Source organism: Allobranchiibius sp. GilTou38, from assembly GCF_017565325.1.
GTDB classification, from domain to species: Bacteria; Actinomycetota; Actinomycetes; order Actinomycetales; family Dermatophilaceae; genus Allobranchiibius; species Allobranchiibius huperziae.
On sequence record NZ_JAGEKN010000006.1, the window covers coordinates 284,962 to 302,570 of the forward strand.

Here is a 17,609-nt window from a genome sequence, read left to right on the forward strand (position 1 = left end):
GGCCCCCGTCGTCGAAGCGAGTCTGTGCCCTCGAGGACGCTTCGCTGACTCCGATGTTCAAGTTATGCACGATCACCGACGCTCCGACGGACCCGGCGTGGTCGACCGCCCACCGGCGGCGATCACGCGACCAGCTGTTCCAGTCGAGGACGACATCACAGCCGCAGCGGAGCACCTGCTCGGCTATGGACCAGATCAGTTCGCGAGCCTCGGACGCTCGTACCCCGTACTCCTCGGAGTCGAACTGGACGCCGGGAAATAGGCGCACCATCCATTCATCGAGGGTAAAACTCACCCCTCCCCCGCTCCGGCACAAGGACCTCGCGAGGGTCGACTTACCCGACCCCGCGAGCCCGTACAGAAGATGGACCCGTCCAGTCGGCATGGGCTTGAGGCTAGGTGCGCTCGCGGCGCTGCGGTCAGAGGCAGATGCGCGCGTCACATTTCTGGACGCTCCGCACTAATGCAGAATCGGTGTGTGGCCGACGACGCGATGATCCGGCGGGCGAAGTCTTTCGAGTCCGGCGCCGGCGCCTACGAGCGATTTCGGCCCGAATACCCCGAGGCGCTCTTCGATGACCTGCTCGTCGCGGCGGGTCCGCGCATAGGACGCGGTGTTCTGGAGGTCGGAGCAGGCACCGGACGGGCCACCCTGCCGCTGGCGCGACGCGGAGTTCGCCTGGAGGTGATCGAGCCGTCGCAGGACATGTTGCGAGTCCTGCGGGATCGACTGACAGCGGAACATCTGCTGGACGCGGTCACGATACGGCGCGGCACGTTCGAGGACATCGACGTTGCTGAGGCCCCCTTCGGAGTCGTCGTCGCGGCGCAGTCGTTCCACTGGACCGATCCGCGCACCCGATGGTCCAGGCTGGCCACCCTGCTCGGTGAGGACGGCATCGCTTTCCTGTTCTGGAATGCGTGGCATCTCGACCCGACACATCATGATCTGGACGCCGTACGCCGGGTGTATTCAGAGGAGGGCTCTGGCCTCGTCCCCGATATCGAGGGCGCCAACCCGGTCCACGGCAGCTCCGATGAGGAGCAGATCGCCGCGGACCCGGCCCTCACCGCCGCCGTCGCTGCGACGTATCGGTGGGACCGTGCACTCCCCGTCCACGACTATCTGAGCCTCCTGTCCACTACCTCCTCGTATGCCGTGGCAGGTCCGGACGACCGCCGACGGCTCTTCACCGCTCTCCGACCTGTGCTGGGCGCGACCGTCCGACTTCGCGGATCGACGCCGTCCCTCTCCACCCGGGCCGCGGGGCGCGGCTGAACGCACCTGGGACGGCGTTCTCACTTGCCGCCGACCACGACCCACTCGGCGTAGAACAGTCCCAGACCTGCCGCGACGCACAGCCCGCAGATATCCAGAACCGGATGGTGACGGTGACCTGCTCCCACCCGAGCATCTCGAAATGGTGGTGAATCGGAGTGATTCTGAACAGTCTTTTGCCGACTCCGCCGTTGCTGCCCTTGGTGTACTTGAAGTAGCCCACCTGCAGCATCACTGAAAGCGTCTCGAGGACGAAGAGGCCGCCCAGGATGGGCACGAGCAGCTCGGTGCGGGTCATGATCGCCAGACCCGCCAGTGCCGCACCCAGGCCGAGGGAGCCGGTGTCGCCCATGAAGATCTGGGCCGGCGACGCGTTCCACCACAGGAAGCCGAAGCAGGCGCCCATCACGCTGGCGGCCACCACGGCCAAGTCGAGCGGGTCGCGCACGTCGTAGCACTGGGACGAGCTCACGAACTGGCAGTTCTGGTTGAACTGCCACACGCTGATCAGCACGTACGCGCCGAACACCATCGCGCACGCCCCAGACGCCTGGCCGTCCAGACCGTCGGTGAGGTTCACGCCGTTGCTGGTGCCGGCGATCATCAGATTGGCCCAGAGCACGAAGAGGATGATCCCGATGACGGTGCCGTGGAACGCGAAGTCGAACCAGATGTCCCGCACGAACGAGATGCGATAGCTGGCCGGGGTGATTCCGCCGCGGGGGAACTTGGTGGCCAGGATCGCGAAGATGACGGCTACGACGGTCTGCCCGATGAGCTTCTGGCTCGACCGTAGGCCGAGCGATCGTTCGCGGGTGATCTTGGTCCAGTCGTCCAGGAAGCCGACGAACCCGATGCCGACCATCAGGAAGAGCACGAGCATCCCGGACACCGTGGGCGCTGACCACGTGAACAGATGGGCGAGCGCGTAACCGACCACCGAGCCGGTGATGATCACGATGCCGCCCATCTGGGGCGTGCCGCGCTTGGTGTGGTGGCTGGTCGGGCCGTCGTCACGGACGAACTGGCCCCAGCCGTTGCGCTTGGCCAGTGAGATGAAGAACCGGGTGCCGATGAGCCCGATGGTGAGCGCGACGAGGGCGCTGATCAGGATGAGCTTCATTGCGGCAGCACTGCCGCAATGACGTGCGCCGCAACGAGTCGGGGCCTACGCGTGCGTCGGTCCATCGTCTTGACAACCCCACCCTGTTCGACGGTGACCGGCCCCCATAATCGCAGCCTGACCCATGCCTGGCTTGGAGGTTACGGCGTCGACAGCGTCTGGAGCCTCATTGGCACCGGCGTGCCTCGGCGCCCGCCTGCGGGCCGGCTCGACCGACCGCGCATTTGTCGGGTCCCCAGCTCAGCGGAACTGGGGAACCGACGAATCCGCGGGTCCCGCTCGCCGAAACGGCGCAGGTCGAGTCAGCCCGAAGAGTCACCCTCCTCCTCCACTGCTTCGGCGTCCCTCGGCCGACGGCGAACGAACAGAAGCACCAGGGCCAGTACGGTCACGACCGCGATACCGCCGCCGACGAGGAGCGGAGCGTGGCTCGACCCGTTCGCACTGGTGGCTTTCGTCGCCGAGGCAGCCTGCGTCGTCGACGTCGCACACGTCGTGCCGGTCGTCCCTGAGGCCGCGCGCGTGCCGGCTCGGGGTTGATAGGTGAAGCTGATGCTGCTGGTGACCGGATGCCCGTCCGCGGACACGATGCGCCACTCCACGTCGTACCGGCCGCCCGCGCCGAACTGGGCCGGGACAGTCACCACTCGTCCGAGGACGGTGGGGCAACCGGTCTCGTAGAACCGGCCACCGGGGCCGGTCACCCGCACCCGGTTGCGGATGACCGGCGAGTTGAGCACGACATCGTCGAACGTCAGGGCAATCGAGCCGGGCTGGGAGCGCACCGTGCTGTTGGCGCCGGGCGTGCTGGAGACCAGGTAGTCGTGAGCGGATGCCACCGGCACCACTCCCCCGAGCAGCAACACGGTGAGCACGACCGCAGCGCACCGCGTGACGGCCGTCCGGCGGCCCTCGCCACCGCGGTGTCTCACGCCTTGGCCGATCGGATCCTGGTGAGCGCGTACGCCGCGACGACCAACGCGACAGCGCCGACTCCGATACCGGCCACCCCCAACCACTGACCGGATGAATCCCCTGAAGCGGTCGTTGCTTGCCTGGGTGCGGCTGCGACCGTTGCAGCCGGATCCGCCGCGCCGGTCGCCGACGCCGCGGAGCCGGCGGGCGGCGCGCTCTTGATGTAGAGCATCGGTGCGGGATGCTCGGGCTCGGCGCCCGAGGACGGCGTCGACTCGTCCCAGTTCACGACCGATCCGTCGGTGTAGGCCTGCTCGGCGGAGAGTTTGAGGCTGCCCACATCGGGCACCGGCCCCACCGAGATCGCGAACGTCTGGAACTGCCCCGGCGCGATCCGGGCTGCGGATGTCGAGGCCGTCCAGGTGATGCGGGTCGGCGCCTCGGTGATCGTCGCGTCGTCGGTCTTGATCGGCGTTGCGAGCTTGCTGGTGGTGACCTGCACCGACCACCCCGGCACCGGCTGGTACGACACCGACCCGAACGGGTGGTCCGTCGGAAGCGTGAGCACCAGCCGATCGGTGGAGGCGGTCGCCGATTCGGTGGGCACCTTGAAGGTCAAGGTGGCGTACGACCCGGGCGCTGCGGTGGTGGGCGTGACGCGTACGTGCGCCTGCGCCGCGGCGGCCGGGGCCAGCACCGCCAGAAGCGTCGCAGCGCCGGCGGCGGCAGTGCGCGCGGTCGTTCGACGGACGGTGGAGGGGATGTGCTGCTGATGCATGGTGTTCCTTCGTATGAGGGGTGGCGGCAGGCGGCAGGTCGCCGCACGGCAGCGAGAGGTCCGTGCAGACACGCGGGATCACACCCCGTGCCACGTTGGGCAGCACGGACGGCACGTCGCATGAGCGAGATGGCACTCGGGTTCGACGCCAGATGGCGCCACCTACCTACCCGCGACGTCGCCGTCGCCGGGTCGGTAAGGATCCGCAGCTCACGGCGTGACGCCGCAGCGGACTAGAGGACCGCCAGCGGAGGGCCTCGGCGGCCGATGCCGCCGAGCACGTGACCGGCATGGGTGGCAGCGAGGACCCTGCTCGCTCGCACGTGACTCGTGCGTGTGGCGGGTGCCATCCTGACGGCCGCAACGGGAAGCAACGCTCGCACCAGGCGGGCAACGAACCACACGGCCTGTTCACCGCGAGCGAGAACGACTGCCGTCAGGGCGGTTGCGACCACGTGCGCCAGCAACATCCATCCGCCGATGTGGAGCAGATCGGGGCTCGGACCCGCTGCGGCGTGGCCGTTCATCGACATCGGCGCCGACGCGGGTCCTGCCATGGGCGGCCCCAAAACCATCAGCCCCACGTGCAGCGCCAGTTGCAGCCCGCCGAGCAGACCGGCGATCGCGGCCCGGCCGAGTCGGCGGGACGTGCACGCCCAGCAGAGCGCGAACGTGATCAGGGCAAGCCACCCACATCGGGCAGCGCCGGGAAGGGTGCCCCCTCCGACTCTGTGGGCCCCGACGGCCAGACCCAGAGCCGTCACGGCCACCACGGCGGCGCGAGCCGACCGTAGCCAACCGTGCGTCGGAGAGCTCACCTTCCGCAGTGTAGGCAGCGAGGGTGCACCCGACGGCTGCGGTGCCGGTCGATCTGCGGCGTATCGGTGTCTGTGACCGCGAACGGGCCCGGGTGTCCGAACACCTCGGTGACCACTCGTAGTTCGCTGCCCGGGATCAGGCGCAACTCGGCGGCTCAGTCACGGACGGGAAAGAAGATGTCCTCGTCGATAGGCACCTGCGGAAACCTCAACATTGCGATCGACGCGTTCGGGCCAGTCGGCATTGGGCGGAGACGTCGACAGACCACTCCCGACGACCTGCCGGCGGGAGGTCAGGCAGAACGTCGTTGTGACCCGTCCTCCCTATGGAGTGGTGGACTGCAGCCTTTCACGCCGAAGGTTTGGACCTACTTGGGCAGACGAGGAAAGTGGGTCGGAAAGCCCGAGGGACCAGACGGCGACCCCTTGTACGCCGAGGCGCCGGCTGAGCGCGCGCCGCACCTGCAGCGACCTGGCGTCCGACCACCAGATCGAGCCACCCCCGCGCAACGGCGAATTCCATTCGGCCTGGGTCGCGTTCCAGACCGGTGACGTGGCAGACCGGCGCGACGCGGCATCGCTGAGCTGTGTTCCCGCACGATGAGCCGGCCAGGTGTAGCCGTACCCAGCGACACCCAGCACTACCTTGTTACGCGGCACCGACTTCAGCATCGTGGCCATCGCCAGTTCCACCCAGGGCAGCCCGCCGACAGGGCCCGCCGTCGTCCACGTCGGGCCGTGCTGGTCATAGGCCATCAGCACCACACGCGTCAGCTGACGGGCCAGCACCGGCAGGTCGTAGGCGTTGTCGCGGTACCCGGCTGCAGAGGTGCTGGCCATGACGGCCATGCTCAGCGTCGTACGCGTCGGCAACGCTGCGCGCAGCTCGGACGTGAAACGGCTCAGACCCGCTCTGTCCGACCCATTCAGCGATTCGAAGTCGAGCTGAATCCCGTTCCACCCGTGGCGTGCCTGGGTGACGAGCCCGGCGATCACGTCCCTGCGGTGTTGTGCCGAGATGAACAGCAGATGCGCCGCGACGGGGTCGAAATCACCCTTCGCGTTGTTGAAATTCCCGACCAGCAGCTCGGCGGACTTTCCGACGCTGTGCGTGGCCGCCAGCATGGTCTCGGCGTTCTGATCAGGCGACGACACACCGGCGCCCGTCGCGCTGATGTTCACACCGTCCACCCCGACGTTCGTCAAGGCGGCAAGACTTCGGCGCAACGCGCTCAACCCGTCGCCACTCTCGACATATCCCAGCACTGTCGCGTGGGCCGCCGGTCTGATCGGAGTGGCTTTCCCCGGGACCGGCACGGCGCCGGTGGTGAAGATCGTCGTGACGACCGCCACGGCGCCGGCCAGGGATGCGCCGATAGCCGGCCGGAGTCCGATCACGGGCGCCATGGTAGGACGGCCACAGCATGTCCGTAGTTGTTCGTGCTGAGATGTGGTTCATGACCTCTCAGCTGTCGTTGTGGTCGAGCAACTCCTTCCTGTCCGTCGGCTCGGTCGATTCGACGCTCAGCATCGGGTCGGCCGGATCGGTCTGTTCCATCGCCTCGGTCGGGTCGTTCGCCTCCATCGGCTCGCTGGGGTCGGCGATGTCGGGTCTGTCGGCACTTTCCTTCCAGTCCAGGACTTCGGTGCTGTCCGCGCAATGCGACACCTCGGTGCTGTCATGGAGATCCTCGGGTGGAGTAAGGGAATCCGGAGTCGACGGTCGGCTGAGGGGCTCTCGGTGGCCGGGTATCGCCGTCGGCGCCGGCGTCGTCCTGGCCGCCGCGGTTTGGTTCGGGTCGGCACGGACGCGCACCGCAGCGTCGAAGCTCTCCATCGGCCGCCTCATCCCGTGACGGGGACGGTCGATCGACGACCCCTCGTGGAGATCCCGCGACCTACCCGGAACGGTGATACACGTTCTCGTCCTGAGCTCCCGCGCTACCGGTAGTTTCAGCATCATTCCGAAACCGTCGATCTGCAGGAGACGTCATGCGCCTTTCTCGCACCACCCGTCGCATCACCGCCCCGCTCGCTTCGGCGGTCGCGCTGGCCGCGATCGGGGTCGCCATGCCCGCATCTGCCCAGGCGGCGACCGGCATCGGCCGGTGCACCGGCCAGGACGGAGTCGTCGAGCGATCGGTGAGCCTGACCAAGAACTCGTTCGCCGTCACCCACCTCAAGACCGTCAATCTCGGTCCGGGCGTGAAGTACAGCAAGTCGGTCACCGTGGGCCACGAGACCACGCTCAGCGCCGCGGCCAGCGGCGACCTGGAGGCAAGTGGCGGAATCCACTGGAAGCTGGTGGATCTGGGCGCCAAGACGCACATCAACGTCGCATTGACCGTGTCACACACCGCGACGGGCAGCGAGACCGAGTCCTTCGAGGTACCGGCACGCTCGCACACCACCAAGTGGGTCTTCTACCTCGGACGTCGCGACGTACGCGGCAACTGGTACCAGCTGACCTGCTCACGTGCGCCGGGCCACGGTACTGAATACCGCGGTGCCGCAACGACGTACGGCTCCGAGGCCGAAGGTGCGATCATCTGCGACCACTCGATGTACAAGAGCGGGTCTGAGTCCTACATCGCCTCGCGCGCCGCCGGTTGCTGACCGGCAGTTCCCCGGGTTCGCATTTGCCGATTCAGAAGGAATCGGGGACAGCCTGCTCCGTCAGGGCCACCGTCCACAGGTGACTGCACGGTGGCGTGCGGCGGGCCGCGCCGAGGAGAGGTGGGGCGACGACGTGGTCCGGTGATGTACTCAGGGCATGGGTCACGATGGTCCGCGCGAGGAGGACTTCGGGGCTCTCGCCCGCAGCTCGCCCTGGCGGTTCCGGACTCTCCACTTCTCCCACCGGTCCCGTGGGGGCGCCGGTACCGTCGAGGCCTGGCTCGACCGCCCGTCCCAGCGGGTGACGGTCCGATCCGAGGGCGTGGTCGAGGTCGCCGAGGGCGTGCCGTACGGCGGGTCGGCAGACCCGGACGGACCGGCCGGCGTGCCCGAGTTCCGGGCCGATGGACTGGTCGCACACCGCCCGCCGGCGTGGCACCTGGTCCGTGGCGACCCGATGTGGCGGGACTACCGGTGGACCGCGATGCTCGACCCGGACGAGCTCGACCACGGCGTGCAGATCCGCGAGGTGGCCGCGTCGGCTCGTTCCGGACGCGAGACGTGGTCGGCGATCTGTGTGCCCATGATCGGGGCGGGCGAGGACTGGGTCGGCGGGTACGAACCCCGCTGCGGATGCTGCCCGTTGCTGGACAGCCCGGCGAGCCGATTGGTCGAATACGGACCGGAGCACTCGAGCACCAGCGCGGACCACCTCTCCACGACGTACCGGGTGCAGCTGGACGTGCAGACCGGAGTCGTCGTGCGGATCGAGGCCCTGGACGGCGCCGCGAGCTTGGTGCTGAGCAACGAGATCCACGGTGTCGACAGGTATCTCGCACCACCAGGACCGTCATCTTCATAAGCCGATGAGCGCCGAGGTGTGACACTGCTCGAATGCAGTCCCTCGAGAGCAGCCGGCTCCTGTTGCGGCCCTGGTCAGCCGACGATGTCGACTTCGTCTTCGACATGTACTCCCGGTGGGAGGTGCAGCGATTCATCGGCCGCGCCCCGAAGGTCATGACCGATCGCTGCGAGGCTGAGGCCGCGATCGAGCGATGGACCGGCGGGGACCACCCGACGTACGGGATCTGGGCCGTGCAGCACCGCGAGGAGGGCCACCTGCTCGGCACCTTGATGCTCAAGCCCATCCCCGCGTCCGGTGACGAGGAGCCACTGCCCGACTCCGGTGATGTCGAGATCGGCTGGCATCTGCACCCGGACGCATGGGGTCACGGGTACGCCGCCGAAGGGGGCGCTCGCGTCCTGCAGCACGCGTTCGACTCCGGACTCGCCCGGGTCGTCGCGGTGACGTCCGAGGCCAACACCGCGTCCCAGGCCGTCGCCCGGGTCGTCGCGGTGACGTCCGAGGCCAACACCGCGTCCCAGGCCGTCGCCCGGCGCATCGGCATGACTCACGAAGGCGCGACCGACCGCTACTACAACATGACCTGCGAGCTGTTCACCGCCACGCATCCCGGATCGGGCTCGGATCGGATGGCCTCGTCGATCTGAGTCCCCTCACCCTGGTGTTTTCAGATGCGTGCGGCGCGAAACGGTGACACATACAGCCCGACCGCCACAGCGCCGAAGATCACGGCCGCGACGAGAAGCGACACTCGTGTCCCCGCACCGGTCACGAGCACGCCTGCCACTGGGGCGACCACGACGATGACCGCCCGGTTCATCGCGCGCATCGTGGTGTTGGTGCGGGCCTGCAGATGATCGGCCGTCAGAGCCTGTCGGTAGCTCATCTCGTGGGAGTTGCTCAACCCCATCGCGAGGCCGTGGCACGCCTGGCCGGCTCCGAGCACGAACGTCGCGGCCCACGCCTCGTCCCCGACACCCGCAAGCGCCATCACGACGACGCCGAACGTCGTCAGCGTGTGCGCGGCGATGACTGCGCCCCCGGTGCCGAGCCGATGACCCACGGCGGTGCTGATCGTCGCACCGAGCACCGCGCCCGCACCCGCGAGAGCGGCGGCGATCCCGAACTGCAGGACCGACAGGTGCAGGGTCCGCAGCGCGAACGTCGGCACGGCGACCCCGAGGATCGCGTTCGCCGCGAACCAGCCGTGGGTCCCGATCGCCAGCCAGCGCAACGGTGCACCCCGGTAGATCCATCGCACACCCTCACGGATCTCGGTGTGCAGCCTCGCCCGGGACACGACCTCGGGCGTCGGCTCCGCACCGCGCAGGGAGGCCATCATCGCGGCCGAGTACAGGTAGCTGGCCGCGTCGACGAGGATGGCGAGCGGGGCACCGAGCACATTGATCAGGACACCCGCGATCGCCGGGCCTGCGGTCTGCGCCACGGCATCGGAGCCGTCGAGACGCGCGTGCGCGCGCTGTAGGTCCTGACGCGCGATCAGTCGCGGCAGGAACGCCATCGAGGCGGCGTCGTTGAAGAGGGCCGCCGAGCTGTAGAGGGCGACGATCACCAGCAGCACGGGCAGCGACAGCATCCCGAGCGCCCAGGTCAAGGGAATGAGGCCGATCAGCACCCCGCATGCGAGGTCGGTGCCCACCATGAGCGGCTGCCGGCGTCGACGATCGACCAGCGCACCGGCGTACAACCCGAGGATGAGGTACGGCGCCCAGCGGATCGAGTTGAGCCAGCCGACGTCCTGAGCGCCGCCGTGCAGCGTCCGCAGGACCAGCACCTGCAGACCCAGCAACGTGACGTAGGTGCCGAACGACGAGACGGACTCCCCCAGCCACAAGCGCCAGAACATTCGCGGGAGCGTGCCTTGACGCGGTACGGGCGCCGCCGACATACCGGCACCCTATGTGCCCTCGGGCACAGCGACGCTCAGTCGCCGATGTGCAGCGACAGCTACACGTCCGCCGCGTTCGGATCACCCGATGCACCAGCATCGATCCGCGTCACCGTGAAACCCTCGCGCTCGTAGAACCGATCGCGACGCTGCTCGCAACGTCGTCGGTGGTCGCCGCGCGCAGGAGCTCCATGCCTCCGGGAATGTGCGGAGAGAAGGCGGCCCGCTGACGGCCACCGTCCGACGTGGGGCCAGGCTGGCTCCAGGTCACGCCGAACGGACGAGGTCGGGCACGTCGGGCAGGCGCCGATAACCGGCCGACTCGTACGTCGCCACCCCGCCGCCGTTGGCGGCCCGGGTGCAGACCGTCGCGCTCGACGAGCCCATGTCCCGAAGGGCGGCTGCCGCGGCGACGCAGATCGCCCTCCCGTAACCGTGGCCGCGATGGTCCGGGTGGACCCCCATCGGCTCCAGCAGACCCGGCCTGCCGCGACCTGCGGACCACACCGTCACCGCGGCCACCGCATCGCCATGCGCGTCGTACGCCAGGAGCGACCGGGCGTCGGCGTACGGCAGACCATCCGCCATCGCGTGCCAACGCTCGTCGGTGAATCGGGCGCTGTCGAACGCCGACCGGTGCACGGCCGTGTGCGCAGCGACGCGATCCGGTCCGACGAGCTCGATCCGCACCCCCGGGTCCCCCACCGGCTCGGCGAGATCACGGGCGAGCGGGGTCCACTGTTCGCCGGGCGCCCACCCCTCATCGCTGAGGAGCCCGCCCAGCACCGCTGCGTCTCGCGCTTCGACGGCCACCTCGCCTTCAGGCAGAACACCGCGATCCACTTGTGTGATGTCTGCGGTCATCTGCTGGGCCAACTCATCGTCGTCCTGAGCCGCGGGCGCGATCGCGAGTCGTAGGACACCAGGCCCGTCCAGCAGGCCGACGGCGAGGATGCGGCCGTCACGGCTCCAGGTCCGCACGGCTGCGGCCGTCGCTTCGGCGCCGGTGGTCCAGCGCCAGCCGAGGTCGCCCGGATGCAGCGGCACGGTCTTCGCGTCGTACTGCCATTCCCTCAGGGAGCGAACGGCGTCGCCGAGATCGTCGACATCCGGGGTGTGCATCGTGACCTTCATGCTCTGATCACACACGAGGCCACCCCGCGAACGCACCTTCTTTTCGAGGGCGGCCCACGTGGGGGGCGGCCGGCCGCGACCTCCAGTCAGCCGACCGCCGGGACTACACGGCGGGTCAGTGCTCGCGCCAGCAGGCCAGCACAAACGAGGCCACCGTGTAGGCGAAGTCCTTGCGGGTCGTCTTCTCGACCCCGACCACCGACTTCATGGCGGTCGCGTCGACCTCGAGCGTGAGGTTGTCCCGCACGAACGATGCAGTCCCGCCGGCCGTCTCGTACGCGGGGAGACCCAGCGACGCGAGACCGCTCAGAGTGGACGCCTTCGCCGCGGCGGCCTTGCGGGAGTCGAAATAGGCGCGAGCCGTCGCGTCGTTCGTGGACTGCTTGACCCGCAGGACCAGGTTGCCGTCGGCCAGGGGGTACGTGCAGGTGAAGAGGTTGTCCGCCCACTTGCCGGTGCCCTTGGGGGTCGCACTCAGCTTGAGTGAATCCCTGATGTTGGTCGGCACATCGCCACCGCACACCATCAGTGCCTTCTTCGGCGGCGTCGCCCCCATGGTCTGCCCCGGCGCCATCGACATCCCTGCCATCGAATCTGCCGAACTGGACGACGACGAACTCGTCGATGGCGTGGACGGGGTCGTCGATTTCGAGGTCGACGAAGCGGAGGTCGTGGTGGGCGACGTACCGCTCGTGGAGGAGCTTCCGCACCCGGTGAGCACGAGGGGTGCGGCGGCCAGGACGACGATCGCCGTGCTGCGGAGCTTCATGATCATCCTTCGACGGGCGAGACGCGATGACGTGCACGTGGGCGGACCGCCGCGCTGCCGCCGTGGGCCGGGCAGCAGTCGCGGTGGTCGCCCGTGGTTCGTAGAGGCCAGCCTGCCGGATTGGCGCCCGCGAACGTACGCACGGCATCCTGCGGCTCTCCCACGGACGCCATCCGCCGCGAGCAGCCGGTGTCGAGGACACCTCGGCGTGTCGCGCCGACGGCTCGGAGCGCCTCAGCGCAGGGTGCGGTCCAGCACGGCGCGCAGTTCGCTGAACGACCGCTCCGTGGCCTCGTGGTCGTAGGCCGCCGTGTCGGACATCGAGTAGCCGTGCGGCGCGCCGGTGTAGACCTCGTTGCTCGCGGTGAGGTGTGCCTCGTCCAGCGCCTCGCCGAGAGTGCGCACGTTGTCCGGCGTCATCGAACGGTCGTTGTCCGCGTGCCCGAAGACGAACTCCGCGCGCGCCGTCGACAGGCTGGCGTGCGGGCTGTCCGCGTCCTCGGTCACCAGTCCCCCGCCGTGGAATCCCGCGCACGCGGCGACCAGGTCGGGGTGGTCGCCGGCGGCGCGGACGGCGAGACGTGCGCCCATGCAGTAACCGACGACGCCCACCGGGGTGCTCACGTCGTCCCGGGATGTCAGTGCATCGAGCCACGCGTCGGTGTCCGGGCGCGACTGGTCGGGAATGAGCCCGTGCACGCGAGGCATCGCCTTCTCGAAGAACGCGGTGCGGGCCTCATCGGAGTCGAGCTCCCCGGCGGGTGACGTCTGCGCGGCCGTACCGTCGCGGTAGAAGACGTTCGGCACCAGGGCGACGTATCCCCATGAGGCGATCCGGTCGGCCATCTCGTGCAACCGCGGTCTCAGGCCGATGGCGTCCATGTAGAAGAGCACGCCGGGGTGGGTGCCGCCCCCGTCCGGCGTGGACACCCATGCCTCGGCCGGACCGGACGCTGCCTGCACTTCGATCATCATGTGGTCGGACGTTACATAGGCAGCCTGACCATCTCGATGGCGGGTGTCACCGTGACTCGATTGACCAGATCCGCTGGGCCGCAAGGTGCACGTTCTCGGGTGTGGAAAACTGCTCGGCCACGAGGAGGATGTGGATAAGTCTGACGCGAATACTACTGGCAAATATGACTATTCGGTCGATTTGCCCTTGTGTCGCACTTCGAACGCGCGTACGATAAGACGTACATCGCAGGCCCGCCAGGCAACCGGGGAGGGGGTGGGCGCGGATGAGTGTCGAGGGGATCTCACGGGTGCCTGATGCACCGCTTCCGCCCGCTTCAGGGCTGGTGCCAGCCGGGCCGGGTGCTGCGGCTGCACTGCTGGCTCGGTTGGCCGAGTTGGTGACGGATCTGCAGGGGTGGCCCGGTGCGTTGTACCAACTCGGTGAGGCGGAGCTGGGTGGGTTCGTCGCGACGATGGTCGGGTTGGGCTCACGTGCGGAGTCCTTGGCGGCGGTCGCCACGACCGAGGCGGTCACCCGCGGAGTGGTCGCGAACTCCACTGCGACCGATGCGGGCGGATGGGTCGGTGCGTGTGTCGCCGAATCCAACGCCGCCGGTATGGCGGGTGCGCCCGTGACAGCCGAGCCGGCTGTCTTCCGCCGGATCGGCTCGGTCGCCACGGGGTGCGCCGACCCGCGCAACCGGGTGGTGGCGGACGCGTTGGCCGCGGGGGTGGTCACGGTGCACTGTGCGCGGGTGGCGTTGCGGGAGGTCCCGAAGGTGTTGCCGGTGATCCCCGGTGCGGATCGGGATGAGGTGCTGTGCTGGTACCTGGCGTTGTCGCACACCGGGACCCGCACGTTGCGGGACCTGTCGGCGCGGATCATCGGCCGGTTTGCCCCCGAGGTGTTGGTCGCGCAGGAGGAGCACCAGCAGGCGTGTGAGACGTTGACCTGGGCCGACCTGCCCAACGGACTGACCCGGTTGACCGCAGACCTCTCCACCGGGCACGCGGCGGTCATCAAACACGCCATCCAGGCCCTGGCCGCCCCCGCACCAGCTTCCTGCGCCGACGAGTCGGCGTCACCGGTGGCCGAGCGCGACGCTCGCACCGCAGGCAAGCGGCGTGCGGACGCACTGACCGAGCTCGCCGAGGTGGCGGCCCGACTACTGGACGGGGACCGCTCCCACCACACCGGCACCGTCGGCGGGTCGGCCAAGATCGTGATCACCCTGGACCACCAGACCCTCATCGACCAGTTGCACGCGGCGGGGAAGCTCGAATCTGGCAGCGGTGATGATCCACCCAGTCACCTACCTGGGATCGGGCGGACGATCAACGGTGACCTGCTCGACGCCGGGACCCTACGGCGATTGGCCTGTGACGCCGACCTCATCCCCGCCGTCCTGGGTGGTGAGTCCGAACCATTGGACCTCGGCCGGGCGAAACGCCTCTTCACCGGCGGGTTGCGCACCGCGATCATCCACCGCGATGAAGGCTGCACCTTCCCCGGTTGCGACCGACCGCCGGACTGGTGCGATGCCCACCATGTGAGGCCCTGGTGGGCCGGCGGACAGACCACCCTGAGCAACGCCGCACTGCTGTGCGCCAGGCACCACACCATCGTGCACCGCGACCTGCTCACAGCTCAGGTCACCGCCACCGGCGTCACCTGGGACCTCACCCCCGGACTCATGCCCCAGCGACCCGGCCACCAGGGACAAGGCGCGGCATGACGCTGACGGCGTTCACGTTCGTCGACGGCGTTCAAAGACCGTCAACGAACGCGAACGCCGTCAGGGTGAAAGCAAGCGGGGAGCGCAGAGCACGTAGGCCCGGGCGGGATACGAGCAGGTCAGAGGGCGATGCCGAGCAGCGCGTCGATGGCCCGCGCCACCGCCGGCGAAGCGCCGTCTGCAGTGGCCGCCGTGCACCATTCGTCGATCAGCTGCAGTGCACGCGGCGCGTCCAGGTCGTCGCAGAGCGCGCGACGAATGCCGTCGACGAGCACCTCGGCGCCTTCATCCGCACCGCGGGTCACCGCGGCCCGCCAACGCTCGAGCCGCTGCTCGGCCGCAGCGAGCAGCTCGGGGGTGTACTCCCATTCGGTGCGGTAGTGCTGGTCGAGCAGCACGAGGCGCACCGCCATCGGGTCGTGCCCGGCGCGGGTCAGCTCCGACACCCGCACCAGGTTGCCCTTGGACTTGCTCATCTTCTCGCCGTCGTAGCCGACCATGGCCTGACGGGCGTAGTGCTCGGCGAACGGCTTGTCACCGGTGAGTGCCACGGCCTGCACCGCACTCATCTCGTGGTGCGGGAAGCGCAGGTCGGTCCCGCCGCCCTGCAGCTCGAAACCCATGCCGAGGTGGTCGAGCGCGATGGTGGTGCACTCCACGTGCCAGCCCGGGCGACCCGGGCCGACCGCGCCGCCGTCCCACGACGGCTCGCCCTCACGGGCACCACGCCACAGGAGGGGATCGAGCTGGTCACGCTTGCCGGCACGGTCGGGGTCTCCCCCACGGTCGGCGAAGACGGACATCATCTGGGCGCGGTCCCATCCGCTGACGTCGCCGAACGACGACTGCTGGGACACGTCGAGGTAGACGTCGGCCGCGCCATCCAACGCGCCGTCGCCGTCGGGGATCGCGACGGTGTACGCCGCGCCGGAGGCGAGCAGTCGGCTGACAACGTCGACGTGCCGCGGCATCGTCTCGACCACGCTGACGAAGTGGTCCGGCGCGAGCACCCGCAACGCCGTCATGTCGTCCTGGAAGAGCGACACCTCACGGTGAGCGAGGTCGCGCCAGTCGATGCCGTCGCGGGCGGCGCGCTCCAGGAGCGGGTCGTCGATATCGGTGACGTTCTGCACGTAGAGCACCTGGCGCCCGGCGTCGACCCAGACGCGAGCCGCCAGGTCGAAGGTCACGTACGTCGCGGCGTGACCGAGGTGCGTGGCGTCGTACGGCGTGATCCCGCAGACGTACATCCGCGCGGTGTCGTCGCGCAGCTCGACGGTGTCGAGCGCACCGGTCACCGGGTTGTGCAACCTCAGGTCCTGGCCGCTGCCCTCGATGGTGGGAATCTTCGGAGAGGGCCACGACTTCACGCCGGTCAGCCTATCCGGGTCACCAGAGCGGCCACGGCAGAGGTGTGCGCCCCTCAGGCACCTTCGGGTAGGTCTCCTCCCGCAGCAGCCGGGCACACCGTGACCGCAGGGCCTCGAGCTCGACCTCCGTCAGCAGTCCTTCGAGGGGGTTGTCCTCCCGCAGGAACGTCGCGAGCCGCTCCAGGCGCAGCAGGTTCTCCTGGTCGATCGGGTCGCCGGCGAAACCCCAGAGGCAGGTCCGCAGCTTCGGCGCGGAGTTGAAGCACAGTCCCTGGTCGATCGCCCACACCCGGCCCTCGTCCACGATGATCGCGCTGGCCTTGCGGTCCGCGTTGTTCATGACCGCGTCGAGCACGGCGAGGTCGCGTAGCGCCTGAGTGGTGGAGTGCGACACGATCTGGGACCGGTCGTAGTCGTCGAGCACCGACCAGATGGGCACGTAGCCCTCGGGCACGTCCGAACCACGGTCGACCCGCAACAGCTCGTGATCGGGCCGTTCGTCCAACGGACCGATCCACTGCTGCACCGAGCCCGCACCGAGGGGGCCTTCGCGCAGGACCGTCGGAGGCACGAGGTCCCAGCCGCCGACGTCGGACACCGTGAACGCCGCCACCTCGCGGGCGGCCAGGGAGTCGTCCGGGAAGTCCCACAAGGGACGCTCCCCGCGAATCGGCTTGTAGACAGCGGCGATCGGGTCGTCGGTGCCGGCCCAGACGCGCAGTGCGACGTTGGAGGCGTCGACCAACCGGCCTTCGATCTCCAACTCGCCCTCGCGCAGAGTCGCGAGGATGTCGGCGGAGCTAGCGTCGGTAGCCGTTGGCACGGGGGCAGACATGGCCGGTGGGTTCGAGGGGCTCTCCACAGAACGGGCACGGCGGACGGCCGCTCGCGACGGCGGCCAGGCTGCGGCGGGCGAACTCGCGCGCCAACTCGGGTCGCAGCACCACCCGCATCAGGCTCGCGTCCGGCTCGGTCACCTCGACGAGGTCGGCGCCGGTCTCGTCGGGTTCGAGCGACACCTCGCGGTCGTGGCACTCGATGACGACCACCTTGCGGTCGGCCTCCCACGCCAGGCTCATGGTGCTGACCCGGAACTCGTCGTCGATGGGCGTGCTCAGCGGGTCGTTGTCCTGCGGAGCCTGCGGGACGTCGGCGGTCGCGTCGACCTCGTCGAGCAGGTCGTTGACGCGCTCGGCGAGCACCGCCACCTGCTCCTTCTCCAGGGACACGGACACCACGGCCCGGCCCTGGACGGCCTGCAGGAAGAAGGTGCGTCCTCCGGGCGGGCCCACGGTGCCGGCGACGAACCGGTCCGGGTGCTCGAACTCCAACAAACGCAT

Annotated in this window: 17 protein-coding genes and 1 pseudogene; 5 read left to right on the forward strand and 13 right to left on the reverse strand. The window is 69.0% G+C overall.

What is annotated here, in order from left to right; genetic code table 11:
• The first annotated feature begins 478 nt into the window (after positions 1-478).
• A complete protein-coding gene (locus JOB34_RS06485) occupies positions 479-1,279 on the forward strand; it encodes a class I SAM-dependent methyltransferase (RefSeq protein ID WP_208051929.1) in 801 nt (266 codons plus the stop codon).
• Between the two features lie 20 nt (positions 1,280-1,299).
• On the opposite strand, the pseudogene mraY reads toward JOB34_RS06485, so the two are convergent.
• The 6 genes and pseudogenes from mraY to JOB34_RS06515 all read right to left on the reverse strand — a co-directional run bounded on the left by mraY (position 1,300) and on the right by JOB34_RS06515 (position 6,750).
• Positions 1,300-2,402 (reverse strand): annotated as a pseudogene (gene mraY, locus JOB34_RS06490) (phospho-N-acetylmuramoyl-pentapeptide-transferase).
• Positions 2,403-2,704: 302 nt separating this feature from the next.
• Positions 2,705-3,277, reverse strand: coding sequence for a copper resistance CopC family protein (locus JOB34_RS06495; RefSeq protein WP_208051930.1), 573 nt, complete (start codon positions 3,275-3,277; stop codon positions 2,705-2,707).
• 53 nt (positions 3,278-3,330) lie between these two features.
• Entirely contained in the window at positions 3,331-4,095 is a 765-nt protein-coding gene (locus JOB34_RS06500) for a YcnI family protein (protein ID WP_208051931.1), read from the reverse strand.
• Positions 4,096-4,328: 233 nt separating this feature from the next.
• The gene (locus JOB34_RS06505; protein ID WP_208051932.1) at positions 4,329-4,913 is read right to left on the reverse strand and encodes a hypothetical protein; all 585 of its coding nucleotides are present in this window, start codon (positions 4,911-4,913) and stop codon (positions 4,329-4,331) included.
• A 324-nt stretch (positions 4,914-5,237) separates the two neighbouring features.
• A complete protein-coding gene (locus JOB34_RS06510; RefSeq protein WP_208051933.1) occupies positions 5,238-6,311 on the reverse strand; it encodes a glycosyl hydrolase family 18 protein in 1,074 nt (357 codons plus the stop codon).
• Between the two features lie 67 nt (positions 6,312-6,378).
• The gene (locus JOB34_RS06515) at positions 6,379-6,750 is read right to left on the reverse strand and encodes a hypothetical protein (RefSeq protein WP_208051934.1); all 372 of its coding nucleotides are present in this window, start codon (positions 6,748-6,750) and stop codon (positions 6,379-6,381) included.
• 155 nt (positions 6,751-6,905) lie between these two features.
• On the opposite strand from JOB34_RS06515, the gene JOB34_RS06520 reads away from it, so the two are divergent.
• The 3 genes from JOB34_RS06520 (at position 6,906) to JOB34_RS06530 (ending at position 9,041) form a co-directional block, all read left to right on the forward strand.
• Complete coding sequence (locus JOB34_RS06520; RefSeq protein ID WP_208051935.1) at positions 6,906-7,529, forward strand: hypothetical protein; 624 nt, start codon at positions 6,906-6,908, stop codon at positions 7,527-7,529.
• A gap of 157 nt (positions 7,530-7,686) precedes the next feature.
• Positions 7,687-8,391, forward strand: coding sequence for a hypothetical protein (locus JOB34_RS06525; RefSeq protein WP_208051936.1), 705 nt, complete (start codon positions 7,687-7,689; stop codon positions 8,389-8,391).
• Positions 8,392-8,423: 32 nt separating this feature from the next.
• The gene (locus JOB34_RS06530) at positions 8,424-9,041 is read left to right on the forward strand and encodes a GNAT family N-acetyltransferase (RefSeq protein ID WP_208051937.1); all 618 of its coding nucleotides are present in this window, start codon (positions 8,424-8,426) and stop codon (positions 9,039-9,041) included.
• A gap of 20 nt (positions 9,042-9,061) precedes the next feature.
• On the opposite strand, the gene JOB34_RS06535 is transcribed toward JOB34_RS06530, so the two are convergent.
• The 4 genes from JOB34_RS06535 to JOB34_RS06550 all read right to left on the reverse strand — a co-directional run bounded on the left by JOB34_RS06535 (position 9,062) and on the right by JOB34_RS06550 (position 13,181).
• Entirely contained in the window at positions 9,062-10,261 is a 1,200-nt protein-coding gene (locus tag JOB34_RS06535; protein ID WP_243757700.1) for an MFS transporter, read from the reverse strand.
• A 309-nt stretch (positions 10,262-10,570) separates the two neighbouring features.
• The gene (locus tag JOB34_RS06540; protein ID WP_347813753.1) at positions 10,571-11,452 is read right to left on the reverse strand and encodes a GNAT family N-acetyltransferase; all 882 of its coding nucleotides are present in this window, start codon (positions 11,450-11,452) and stop codon (positions 10,571-10,573) included.
• A gap of 100 nt (positions 11,453-11,552) precedes the next feature.
• Entirely contained in the window at positions 11,553-12,206 is a 654-nt protein-coding gene (locus tag JOB34_RS06545; protein ID WP_208051939.1) for a hypothetical protein, read from the reverse strand.
• A gap of 234 nt (positions 12,207-12,440) precedes the next feature.
• Positions 12,441-13,181, reverse strand: a complete 741-nt coding sequence (locus tag JOB34_RS06550) for a dienelactone hydrolase family protein (protein ID WP_208051940.1) — start codon at positions 13,179-13,181, stop codon at positions 12,441-12,443.
• A 266-nt stretch (positions 13,182-13,447) separates the two neighbouring features.
• Between JOB34_RS06550 and JOB34_RS06555 the strand changes: the two genes are divergently transcribed.
• On the forward strand, positions 13,448-14,899 hold the full coding sequence (locus tag JOB34_RS06555) for an HNH endonuclease signature motif containing protein (RefSeq protein WP_208051941.1): 1,452 nt from the start codon (positions 13,448-13,450) through the stop codon (positions 14,897-14,899).
• 119 nt (positions 14,900-15,018) lie between these two features.
• On the opposite strand, the gene mshC is transcribed toward JOB34_RS06555, so the two are convergent.
• From mshC to JOB34_RS06570, 3 genes are read right to left on the reverse strand one after another with little or no spacing between them, the layout of a single operon-like run.
• Positions 15,019-16,269 carry a cysteine--1-D-myo-inosityl 2-amino-2-deoxy-alpha-D-glucopyranoside ligase gene (mshC, locus tag JOB34_RS06560; protein WP_208051942.1) on the reverse strand — a complete coding sequence of 417 codons (1,251 nt, stop codon included), beginning with the start codon at positions 16,267-16,269 and terminating at the stop codon, positions 15,019-15,021.
• Between the two features lie 19 nt (positions 16,270-16,288).
• Positions 16,289-17,092, reverse strand: a complete 804-nt coding sequence (locus tag JOB34_RS06565; RefSeq protein ID WP_347813754.1) for an SCO1664 family protein — start codon at positions 17,090-17,092, stop codon at positions 16,289-16,291.
• On the reverse strand, positions 17,070-17,609 hold the full coding sequence (locus JOB34_RS06570) for a DUF3090 domain-containing protein (protein WP_208051944.1): 540 nt from the start codon (positions 17,607-17,609) through the stop codon (positions 17,070-17,072). The genes JOB34_RS06565 and JOB34_RS06570 overlap by 23 nt, the downstream gene beginning before the upstream one ends.